General features: G+C 74.6%; 8 protein-coding genes. All 8 read left to right on the forward strand.

Annotation, left to right across the window (positions count from 1 at the left end; genetic code table 11):
• Positions 1-74: 74 nt before the first annotated feature.
• Positions 75-1,955, forward strand: coding sequence for a lipopolysaccharide biosynthesis protein (locus ACGFIZ_RS00190; RefSeq protein ID WP_393413799.1), 1,881 nt, complete (start codon positions 75-77; stop codon positions 1,953-1,955).
• Entirely contained in the window at positions 1,952-2,944 is a 993-nt protein-coding gene (locus ACGFIZ_RS00195; protein ID WP_393413802.1) for a DUF3048 domain-containing protein, read from the forward strand. The genes ACGFIZ_RS00190 and ACGFIZ_RS00195 overlap by 4 nt, the downstream gene beginning before the upstream one ends.
• A complete protein-coding gene (locus ACGFIZ_RS00200) occupies positions 2,941-4,416 on the forward strand; it encodes an O-antigen ligase family protein (RefSeq protein ID WP_393413805.1) in 1,476 nt (491 codons plus the stop codon). The genes ACGFIZ_RS00195 and ACGFIZ_RS00200 overlap by 4 nt, the downstream gene beginning before the upstream one ends.
• On the forward strand, positions 4,416-5,645 hold the full coding sequence (locus ACGFIZ_RS00205; protein WP_393413808.1) for a hypothetical protein: 1,230 nt from the start codon (positions 4,416-4,418) through the stop codon (positions 5,643-5,645). Before ACGFIZ_RS00200 ends, ACGFIZ_RS00205 begins: the two co-directional genes overlap by 1 nt.
• A complete protein-coding gene (locus ACGFIZ_RS00210; RefSeq protein WP_393413811.1) occupies positions 5,642-6,502 on the forward strand; it encodes a sulfotransferase family protein in 861 nt (286 codons plus the stop codon). Before ACGFIZ_RS00205 ends, ACGFIZ_RS00210 begins: the two co-directional genes overlap by 4 nt.
• Positions 6,490-8,025 (forward strand): lipopolysaccharide biosynthesis protein, encoded by a 1,536-nt coding sequence (locus ACGFIZ_RS00215; protein WP_393413814.1) that lies wholly within the window; start codon positions 6,490-6,492, stop codon positions 8,023-8,025. Before ACGFIZ_RS00210 ends, ACGFIZ_RS00215 begins: the two co-directional genes overlap by 13 nt.
• Positions 8,026-8,090: 65 nt before the next feature.
• On the forward strand, positions 8,091-9,143 hold the full coding sequence (locus tag ACGFIZ_RS00220) for a glycoside hydrolase family 26 protein (protein WP_393413817.1): 1,053 nt from the start codon (positions 8,091-8,093) through the stop codon (positions 9,141-9,143).
• 253 nt (positions 9,144-9,396) lie between these two features.
• Positions 9,397-11,427 (forward strand): hypothetical protein, encoded by a 2,031-nt coding sequence (locus tag ACGFIZ_RS00225; protein ID WP_393413820.1) that lies wholly within the window; start codon positions 9,397-9,399, stop codon positions 11,425-11,427.
• The last annotated feature ends 171 nt before the right edge of the window (positions 11,428-11,598 follow it).

An 11,598-nucleotide genomic window follows, 5' to 3' on the forward strand; every position in this document is an offset into this window, starting at 1 on the left:
TCCAAAGGGAGCGACACAGCCCGATGCCCTCGCCTCACCACGCCGATCTACGCGATTCAGACGGTCCCACGCTGATGGCCTACCTCGAGTGGCTTCGCCGCCGGTGGTGGATCCTCGCGGTGGCCGCGCTGCTCGGCGCGGGCGCCGGCCTGCTGGTCAGCCAGGTGCAGACCCGCACCTACGTCTCGACCACGTCGCTGCTGGTCCGCCAGGTCGGCCCGGACGCCAATCCGGGCACCAAGGTCAACCTCGACACCGAGGCGCAGGTGGTCCGCTCCCTGGTGGTCGCGGAGCGGGCCCAGGCCCTGTTGAAGAGCGGCAGCTCCGGGGAGGGCCTGGTCCGGTCCGTGTCGGTCACCGTGCCACCGAACAGCCAGGTGCTGCAGATCGCGTACGAGGCGGGGAGCCCGCAGGCGGCGCAGGCCGGCTCGCACGCGTTCGCCCAGGCGTACCTGGACCTGCGGCTGGCGACCGCCACCCGCTCGCTGGAGAACGAGACGACCGCGCTCAGGCAGCAGATCGCCGAGACCAACAAGCAGCTCGCCGCCGTGGCCGGCAAGATCGCCGGCACCCCCGCCAACTCCGTGGAGCGCGCCCGGGCCGAGGCCGACCGGAACGTGCTGACCAACCAGCTCGCCAGCCTCAACAGCCGGCTGAGCCCGCTGCTGAGCACCGCGCTGGACCCCGGCGAGATCATCTCGGACGCGGCGCTGCCCCGGAAGCCCAGTTCGCCGAACACCACGCTGAACCTGGCCACCGGGATCGGCGCCGGGCTGCTGTTCGGCATCGTCGTCGCCCTGGTGCTGGACCGGCTGGACACCCGCGTCCGGCGCGGGCGGGACATCGCCGACCGGCTGGGCCTGCCGATGCTGCTGGAGCTGCCGGCCCGCCCGGCCGACCTGACCGTCCTCCCGGCGGCCCACGAGGTCTCCCGGGAGCTGGGCCGGCTGCGCAACGTGCTGCTGTCCACCATGCCCGAGCCGCAGCCCAACCGTGGTCGGCAGCTGCTGCTCACCGACACGTCCCCCGGGCCCGCGGCCGGCTTCGTGGTCGGCAACCTCGCCGCCGCGTACGCCCGCACCGGCGCGCAGGTCGCGGTGATCACCACCAAGGCGGACTCCCCGCTGGGCGCGATGCTCGGCAACCCCAAGCCCCGGCACACCCTCGCCGACGTGCTGCGCCGTGACGTGTCGGCGCTCACCGCGCTCACCCCGGTCCCCGGCCTGAGCCAGCTGCGGGTCCTGCTCCCCGGCGACCTCGACACCGAGGTGGAGCTGCCGGTCGCCACCATGCTGACGGTCCTCGCCGAGTTGGCCGCCCGCTTCGACCACGTCCTGATCGAGACGGCCCAGCCGACCCTCGCCGTGGAGGCGCAGGCACTGGCCCGGCACGTCGACGGGGTGATCCTGGTGATCGAGGGCGGGCAGACCCGCAGCAGCGAGATCACCCTCGCCATGCGCCAGTTCGAGCAGGTCGACGCGCCGGTGCTCGGCTCGGTGCTGGCTCCCCGGGTGCCCGCCCCCGCTTCCGGCAGCGCCCCGGCGGCGCGGCGCGACGGCCCGCCGTCGCCCCGGCCGCGGCCCACGCCGAACGGCCAGCCCCGGCCCGGCGCGCCGAACATCGACACCACGATGATCCTGCCCCGCGCCGCCGCCTCGGCCCGCGACGGCGTCCCGGCCGCCGCGCCCGGCAACGCGGGGACAGCCTCCGCGGGCCCGGCCCCGACCGGCCACACCGGGATGCCCGCCGCCGGCTCGGCTCCAACCGGGCACGGAGGGATGCCCACCGCCGGCTCCGCCCCGACCGGCCACCCCGGGATGCCCGTCGCCGGGAAGCCGACGAACCAGCCGAAGGCAGGCGGCATGTCCACCGTGTACCGCTCCGCGCGGGACACCGACGGCGCGGAACCCGGCCGGTACTCGATGAGCCGCGACACGTTCGAGGACCGGGAGTGACCCGGCGCCGGGCCCTGGGAGCCACGGTCGCCGCAGCGCTCGTCGCCGCGCTCGGGGCCGGCTGCACCGAGGGCCAGCCGCCCGGGGCGACCGACGTGGTCGACCCGGGGTCCCCGGCGGCCCAGCCCAGCCCCACCCCCGGTCTGCCGGCGGCCCCCCTGTCCGGGAAGCCCGTTCCCGAGGCGGTGGCCACCCGTCAGGCGGTCGCGGTGCCGCTGCGCGTGACCGCCCGGACCACCCCGGTCGGGCTGGCCGAGGCCGACCTGGTCTACCAGGAGTTCGCCGAGTCGGAGAGCCTGCACCTGACCGCCGTCTACCAGTCCCGGGACGCCGCCCGGGTGGGGCCGGTGGCCGAGATCCGGCCGGTGGACATCCGTACCGTCGGCGTGCTGCACCCGTTCGTCGGGTACGCGGGCGGGCCGACCGGCTTCCTCGATCAGCTCGCCGGGGCCGGGGTGCCGGGGGCGACCCCGGCGCAACGCAAGGCCGCGTTCCCGTCCGGCCAGGCGTCCACCGCCGCGCTGCGGCAGGCCGCCCCGAAGGGCGGGCAGGCGCCGACGCAGGTCTTCGACCACGCCGACGCGGGCACGCCCCTGGCCAGTCAGGGCGTCACGCCGGCCAACCGGCTCACCGTCGCCGCGCCGGGTCACCCGACGCAGACCTGGACGTACGACGAGGCCAGCTCGACCTGGCGGGGGAAGGTCGGCAAGACCACCGTGAGCGCGGCGACGGTGGTGGTGCTGACCATGGAGTACCGCACCCTGAACGTCCGCAAGCCCAGCCCACGCTCACTGCCGGGAGCCAAGGTCTACGGCTCCGGCACCGCCGTGGTGGTGTCCGGCCCGTCCAGCGTGGCGGCGACGTGGCGCAAGCCGGGGCAGCGACTGGTCTGCAACGTCATCGACCCGGGCGGCTACCAGGTGCGGCCGCAGCCCGGAACCGCCTGGGTGATCTACGCCCCCGAGACTGCCCGGGTCAACGTGGCATGAGCACCGTCGCCCCGCTCCGGCCCACGCCGGGGCCGGAGCCGCAGCCAGCGGGACGGCACCCGGCCGACCCGCCGCCCGAGACGACCCGGCGCTGGTCGATGCGGCTGCCCACCGCCTGGCCGGTGACCGCGCTCTTCGTGCTCTACCCGCTCTGGTGGGCGCTCGGCCTGCCCTCGTTCATCTTCGCCATCCTGGCGGTTCCGATGGCCGTGCAGCTCTTCCGACGCGGCACCGTCCGGGTTCCCCCCGGCTTCGGGCTCTGGCTGATCCTGCTGGCCTGGGTCGTCCTGTCCGGGCTGATGCTCGACATCACCGCCCCCAACACGCTCACCCCGAACGGGTTCGGCCGGTACGTCGGCTGGGGCATCCGGGTGATGAACTACACCGCGCTGACCGTGACCATGCTCTACGTGCTGAACCTGAGCGAGCGGGAACTGCCCCGGGCGCGGCTGCTGCGGTTGTTCGGGTTCATGGCCGTGGTCACCGTGATCGGCGGGTACGTCGGCGCGCTGATGCCGCAGCTGAAGTTCGTCGCGCCGCTCAACCACATCCTCCCCGACGTGATCGCCAAGGAGCCGTTCGTCCACCGGCTCATGCACGTCGAGGTGGCCCAGGTGCAGGCGGTGCTCGCCGGCGAGGCCAGCTCGCCCCGCCCGGCCGCGCCCTTCGAGTACACGAACACGTGGGGCGAGAACCTCGCCATCCTGCTCATCTGGTTCATCGTCGGCTGGGTGGTGCTCGGCCGCGGGCCGCGCCGGCTCTTCGGGTACGTGGTGGTCCTGGCCTCCGTGTTCCCGATCGTCTTCTCCCTCAACCGGGGCCTGTGGATCGGCCTGGTCATCGGGGCGGTCTACGTGGCGGTGCGGCTGGCGCTGCGCGGGCGGATCGTCGTCCTGGTCGGGCTGTCGCTGGCCACCGCGCTGGTCGGGGTGGCGGTGCTCGCCTCGCCGCTGGGCACGCTGCTCGACGAGCGGATGTCCAACGGGCACAGCGACGACATCCGGGCCACCCTGTCCAGCGGCGCCGTGGCGGCGGCGAACCACTCCCCGGTGCTCGGCTACGGCGGCAACCGGGCCCTGATCGGCAGCAACCGGTCGATCGCGATCGGCAAGTCGGCCGACTGCCGCCAGTGCGGCAACCGGGAGCTGGGCAGCAACGGCCAGCTGTGGAACCTGCTCGTCGGCCAGGGCTACGTCGGGGCGTTCTGCTACAGCGCGTTCTTCCTGTGGTGCCTGTGGCGGTTCCGCCACGACCACACCCCGATCGGCATCGCCGGCAGCCTGGTGCTGATCCTGATGCTGTTCTTCCAGTTCCTCTACGGCTCGCTGAACACCACCCTGGCGTACGGGCTGATCAGCGTCGCGCTGCTCGCCCGCAACGACCGACACCTGCGCGCGCAGCGCCGCGAGGCCCGGCTCGCCGCCGAGGCGGCGGCCCCGCACGCCCCCCTGATGGAACGGCGGACGCACTGATGTTCACCCCGCCCCCCGGCGCCGACGCGCGCGGCGCGTACCTGCCCGAGCTGGCCGGCCTGGTCTGGCCGGCGCCGAGCCGAGCGGCCCTGCGGCGCGGCGGCCGGGCCGGGTTCGCGGTGGTCCCGTCGGCGGCCCGGCCCCGGCTGCTGGTCCCGGTCGGCTCCCGGCGGGCGGCGGCGAGCGCGGTGCGGCACTCCACGGAGGCCCAGGGGGCGAAGGCCCGGCTGCGGCGCGCGGTGCTGGCGACGGCGTTCCGCGCCGGGCTCGGCGGGCTCGCCTTCCGGGACCGCCTGGTGGTCGACGGCGGGGACGGCGCGCTCGACGCGCACCTGGCCGCCGTGCTCGGCCGCCCGGCGCTGCTGAGCATCCACATCGGCCCGGCCCGGGCCAACCGCAAGCCGGTGGTCCAGCTCCTCGACGACGCCGGCGCCCCGATCGGGTACGCCAAGCTCGGCGTCGACCCGCTGACCCGCGCCCTGGTCGACGCGGAGGCGGCGGCGCTGGCCCGGCTGGCGACGCTCGACCTGCCCGGCGTGCGGGTGGCCGAGGTGCTGCACCACGGCGCCTGGCGCGGGCACGCCCTGCTGGTGCAGAGCGCCCTGCCGGTGGGGCTGCCCCGGGCCGCGCCGCCGCGGGCCGCCGAGGCGGAACGGGCCGCCATGGTCGCGGTCAGCCGCTGCCTCGGCGTCGACCGGGTGCCGTACGCGGACAGCCCGCACGCCCGGCGGCTCGCCGGCGAGCTGGCGGCGCTCGGCGACCGGCCCGAGGCGGCCCGGCTGCGCGCCGCGCTGGCCGCGGTCCGCCGCGCCGACCCGGTGCTCGACCTGGGCGCCTGGCACGGGGACTGGAACGGCGGCAACAGCGCGACCCTGGCCGACGGCCGGACGTTGGTCTGGGACTGGGAGCGGTTCGCCGGCGACGTGCCGGTCGGCTTCGACGCGCTGCACCATGGGGTGCAGAGGGCGATCACCCGGGCCGGGGCCGAGCCCCGGGAGGCGGCGGCGCGGCTCATCGCCGGGGCGGGCGAGGCGCTGGCCCCGTTCGGGCAGCCGGCCGGGGCCGCCGACCTGGTGGCGGTGCTCTATCTGGTGGAGCTGGGCGCGCGGTACCTGCGCGACCGGCAGGCCGAGGCGGGGGCCCGGCTGGGACACGTGGCCGCCTGGCTGTTGCCGGCGGTCGAGGATCACCTGGCCGGCCGGCCGGGCGCGGGAGGGATGGCGAAGTGACGCTGGTCAAGACGAAGGCGCGCCGCGCGGTGCGGTCGGTGAGCCGGACGTACGGGCGGTGGACGTCCGGCTCACGGCTCGCGCCCGACTTCCTCATCGTGGGCGCCCAGCGCTGCGGGACGACCTCCCTGTTCAAGACCCTGTCCCAGCACCCGGGCGTGCTGCCGGCGAACTACCAGAAGGGCGTGCACTACTTCGACGTCGCCTACGACCGGGGGATGGACTGGTACCTCGGGCACTTCCCGACGGTGCGGCGGGCGGAGGCCGTCCGGGACCGGATCGGGGTGCGCGCGGTGACCGGCGAGTCGAGCCCGTACTACATGTTCCACCCGCTGGCCGGCGAGCGGATCGCGCAGGACCTGCCCGAGGTCCGGCTGCTGGTGCTGCTGCGCGACCCGGTGGAGCGAGCGTACTCGGCGCACGCGCACGAGCTGGCCCGGGGCTTCGAGACGGAGGGCTTCGAGCGGGCCCTGGAGCTGGAGGAGGAGCGGATCGCCGGGGAGCGGGACCGGCTGCTCGCCGACCCGGCCGCGCACAGCCACCACTACCAGCACAACGCGTACCTGACCCGGGGGCGGTACGTCGAGCAGCTCGAACGACTGGAGGCGATCTTCGGCCGGGAGCGGCTGCACGTGATCGACGCCGACGACTTCTTCGCCGAGCCCCGGCCGGCGTTCGACGCGGTCTGCGACTTCCTCGGCCTGCCGCACTGGGCCGACATCTCGTTCGGCAGGCACAACTCGCGCTCCCGCTCGCCGATGGACCCGGCGCTGCGGGCTCGCCTGGAGGAGCACTTCGCCCCGTACGACGAGCGGTTGAGCACCTGGTGGGGACGCGTGCCGTCGTGGCGACGGTAGCGCCGGGCCGGTCGGACGCCGCCGAGCTGGGCGGAGCCGCCCGGCACGGGGTGGCCAACCTGCTCGGCGTCGCCGTCGCCGCGGTCGCCGGGTTCGGCCTGAACATCGTCGTCACCCGGGGCTGGTCCATGTCCGACGCCGGGCTCTTCTTCGCCGCCACCAGTGCCTTCATGATCGCGTACGCGGCCGCCCGGCTGGGCACCGGCGTCGGCTCGGTGTACTTCATCAGCCGGTACCGTGCGCTCGGGCAGGCGGAGCGGATCCGGGCGTCGGTGCTGGTGGGGCTGCTGCCCGTGGTGCTCGTCGGCACGGTGATCGCGGTGGCCGGCTGGTGGGCCGCCCCGCGGATCGTCGCGCTGGCCTTCACCGAGCCGGTGCCCGGCGCCGTCCGGGCCCTGCGGGCGCTGCTGCTGTTCGTGCCGGTCGCCGCGCTCTGCGACTTCGCACTGGCCGCCTGCCGGGGCTTCGGCAAGATGCGGCCGCTGCTGCTGGTCGAGCGGCTCGGCCGGACCGGGCTGCAACTGGCCGGCGTCGGCCTGGCCGCCCTGCTCGGCCTGTCGGCCACCACCGCGCTGCCGCTGGCCTGGGCGCTGCCCTACCTGCCCGCGGCCCTGCTCGGCACGGTCTGGCTGGCCCGACTGGTCCGGCGGGCCGAGCGGGCCGCCGAGGCCCCGCCCGTGCGGCTGCGCGAGGAGTTCGCCCCGTACTGGCGCTACAGCGGGCCGCGGGCGCTCAGCGGGCTGGCCCAGATGGCCGTGCAGCGGCTGGACATCGTGCTGCTCGGCGCGCTGCGCGGGCTCGCCGACGCGGCGCTCTACACCGCCGCCACCCGGTTCCTGGCGCTCGGGCAGCTCTCCGGGCAGGCGCTGTCGACCGCCGTGCAGCACCGACTGGCCGGGCACCTGGTCCGCGACGACCGGGCCGCGGCGGGCCGGCTGTACCAGGCCGCGACCGGCTGGCTGGTGCTGCTGGCCTGGCCGGCGTACCTGCTCTTCGCGGTCTTCGCCGGGCCGATGCTGCACCTGTTCGGCGACGGGTACGCCGCCGGGCAGCGGGTGACCGTCCTGCTCGCCCTCGTCATGCTCGTGGCGACCGGCTGCGGGATGGTCGACACGGTCCTCAACATGGCCGGGCGCACGTCCTGGACGTTCTACAACGCGCTGGCCGGCACGGCGCTCAACGTGGTGCTGAACGTGGTGCTCATCCCGCGCTTCGGCAGCATGGGCGCGGCGGCGGCCTGGTCCGCGTCCATCCTCGTCACCAATCTGGTGCCGCTGGCCCAGCTGTACCACGCGTACCGGCTGCACCCGTTCGGCCGGGGCACCCTCACGGCGGCCGGGCTGGCGCTGGCCGGCTTCGGCGTACCCGCGCTGCTCGCCCGGACGCTGCTGGACGTCGGGCCGGTGACGCTCGCGGCGCTGGCCACGCTCGGCGCGGCCGGCTACGCCGCCGCGGTCTGGCGGCTGCGCCGGGTGCTCCAGCTCGACGCGCTGCGGACGCTGCGCCGAGCCCGCAGGCGCTGAGGCCGGCCACGGAACACGTCCACCACCGGCCCGGCCGGTGGCCATCGCATGGGGAGGTACGCACGATGAAGCGGGTCCGCACAGCGTTGGCCCTCGCGCTCGGCTCGGCGCTGGGGGTGGCCGCGTGCTCCGAGCCGGCACCCGCGCCGCCGCCGGCCCCGGCCAGCTCCGCATCCACGGCCGGCTCCGCGCCCACGGTCAGCCCCCGCCCGCCGGACGGCCTGCGCACCACCGGACGCGGTCCGGAGCTGCCCGAGCGGGGCGTCTGGCTGGGCGCCTGGGTGAAGGCGGGCTGGCAGACGCCGGCCGGCCGGGTCGACGCGCTGGCCGCGTTCGCCGAGCAGACCGGCGGAAAGATCACGCTGGCGCACATGTTCCACGAGTGGGAGGACGACTTCCCCGGCCCGACCGAGCACGCGTTCCAGGCCAGCGGGCGGCTCCAGATGATCTCCTGGTCCGGCGCCGACACCCGGTCCATCCGGGACGGCGTGTACGACCAGCTGATCCGGCAGCGGGCCGAGAGGATCAAGCAGTTCGGGGTGCCGCTGCTGCTGCGCTGGCGGTGGGAGATGGACCGGCCCAACCTGGCCCAGAGCGTGCACTCGCCGGAGGACTACGTCGCGGCGTGGAAGCGCATCCGGGGCATCTTCACCGAGGTCGGCGCGGCCAACGCCGCCTTCGTGTGGTGCCCGCACGTGCAGGGGTTCGTCGACAGCACGCGCGACGCGGCGGCGTACTACCCGGGCGACGACCAGGTCGACTGGCTCTGCACCGACGTGTACCCGGGGCGGGAGTTCGAGGGCTTCGCCGCGCAGATGGACACCTTCATGGCGTTCGCGTCCCAGCGGCCCCGGCCGGTGGTGATCGGCGAGTTCGGGGTCACCACCGAGGGCGCGCCCGGCCAGCGCGGCGCGTGGCTGCGCGAGGCCGGCGAGTACGTCAAGCGGCACCCGCAGATCAAGGCGGTGGTCTACTTCGCGGCGAAGCAGACGAAGAAACCGGCGTACGACAGCACCTTCGACGCCGACCCGGAGGGGCTGGCGGCGTTCCGGGAACTGGCCGCCGACCCGTGGTTCGCCGCGCCGCCCCCGCCGATCCCGGTGCAGGGCCCGCGGTGACCGCGCCTGATCAGCCCGCGGATGCCGGCGCACAGCCCGCGGTGACCGCCCGGTTTCCGTCCGGCCGTCGACAAGATGGACGGACACAGGGGAGCGGAGCGGGGTGGACACCACGCGTAGACTGCGACATGGTTTCCTGACGTTCGTGTCCCCGGCCGCGTGCCTCCACAGCCGGCGGACAGCCGACCGGCTCGTCTCCGGTCGCGTGGAGGCAGCTCACATCGTTCGCTCCGTCGTATCCCCGGAGTTGCCCGTGGTTCACTCTCCCGCGCTCGGCCGCCGCTCCCTCGCGGCCCTGACCTGCGCCGTGCTCACCGTCGGCGGCGTCCTCGTCGCCGACCCGACATCGGCCGCTCCCGGCCACGGCACCGTGGTCGCCGCGGTCCCCTCCACCCTCACCCCGGACATCATCGACGGCACCGTCTTCGCCATCCACGACGCGGGCACCAAGGTGATCGTCGGCGGCTCGTTCACCGGCGTGCAGAACCGGAACTCCGACGTCACGATCTCCCGCAGGTACGTGCTGGCCTTCGACAAGGCCACCGGGGCGGTGGACAGCGCGTTCGCCCCCAAGGTCGACGGCGAGGTCCTCGACATCACCGCCGGCCCCACGGCCGGGACGGTCTACCTCGCCGGCAAGTTCAACACGGTCGGCACGACCACCCGCCGCAAGCTCGCCCTGGTCAACGTGAGCAACGGCAGCCTGGTCACCAGCTTCCCCAACCTGGCGTTCGACGGCCTGGTCAACGACATCGAGAAGGTCGGCAGCCGGCTGCTGGTGGGGGGCATCTTCACCAAGGCCGCCACGCTCCCGCGCAACGGGTTGGCCTCGCTGAACGCCACCACCGGCGCGGTGGACAGCTACCTCACCGCCGCGCTGACGGAGAACCACAACTACCGCTCCTCGGAGACCGGCGGCGCGAAGGCCGGCGTCGGGGCGGAGAAGCTGGCCGTCTCGCCGGACGGCACCCAGCTCGTGGTGATCGGCAACTTCCGGAAGGCCAACGGGACGCTGCACGACCAGATCGTCCGGCTCACCCTGGGCAGCACCGCGGCGACCGTCTCCTCCTGGAACACCACCCGTTACCAGGACCGGTGCAAGTGGACGGCGTACGACTCGTACGTGCGGGACGTGAGCTTCTCCCCGGACGGGAAGTACTTCGTGGTCGCCACCACCGGCGCGCCGTACGCCGGGACGCTCTGCGACGCGGTCGCCCGGTGGGAGACCTCGTCCACCGGCACCACCGTCCAGCCCACCTGGGTCAACTACAGCGGTGGCGACACGTTCCTCTCGGTCGGCATCAGCGAGCGGGCCGTCTACGTCGGCGGCCACTTCCGCTGGCTGAACAACACCGGTGCCACCAACTCGGCGTTCCCCGGCGCGGTGGCCCGCCCCAGCATCGCCGCGCTCGACCCGGTCAGCGGCCTGCCGCTGGCCTGGAACCCGGGCCGGCACCCCCGTGGGTACGGCGTGGCCAAGCTCCTGGTCACCCCGGCGGGCCTCTGGCTCGGCTCGGACCAGTCCTGGATCGGCAACTTCAAGTACCGCCGCGAGCGGATCGCGTTCTTCCCGCTGACCGGTGGCGTCGCCCCGCACTCCACCAGCACGGCCACCCTGCCGGGCAACGTCTACCTCGCCGGGTTCAGCTCCGGCACCGTCAACGCGGTGCGCACCCGGACGTACGACGGGGTCCGCGCGGTGGGCACCGCCACGACGGTCTCCAGCACCGACGGCACCACCTGGTCGACCGCCCGGGGCGGCTTCTGGGTCGGCGGCACGCTGTTCTACGGGATGAGCGGCGCGCTGTGGCGGCGCACCTTCGACGGCACCACCTTCGGCACGGCGAAGAAGGTCGACCCGTACCACGACGCGCTCTGGGACACGGTGGTGACCGACTCCGGGCCGGAGGGCCAGACGTACGCGGGCTCGACGACGAGCTTCTACGCCGAGATCGCGAACGTGACAGGCATGTTCTACAGCAACGGGCGGCTCTACTACACGCTCAGCGGCTCCAGCGGCCTGTACTGGCGCTGGTTCAACCCGGACAGCGGCGCCGTCGGGGCGGACAAGTTCACCGTCGCCGGCTCGACCGGCTTCGCCGACTCCGCCGGGGTGTTCGTCTCGGGCTCCAGCCTCTACCTGGTCAACCGCCTCACCGGCAACCTCTCGTCGACCGGCTGGGTCAACGGGGCGCCGTCGGGCAGCTGGACGGTGCGCAGCGGCCCGACGCTCGATTCCGTCGACTGGCGGGCCAAGGCGATCTTCACCGGTCCCGCGCGCTGACCCGACAGCTCGACGGCCCGGCCCCCGCGCGGGGGCCGGGCCGTCGCGTTTCCGCCCTGGCTGGGGCCGTCACGTTTCCGCCCTCGGCGGCGTCGAGCGCCGGTTGACGGCGGGTGCCATCTCTCCCGGCGCTATCCTCCACCGGTGACCCGGAGTCGTACGAGGGAGGAC

The organism is Micromonospora sp. NPDC048830, assembly GCF_043198215.1.
Classification (GTDB): domain Bacteria; phylum Actinomycetota; class Actinomycetes; order Mycobacteriales; family Micromonosporaceae; genus Micromonospora.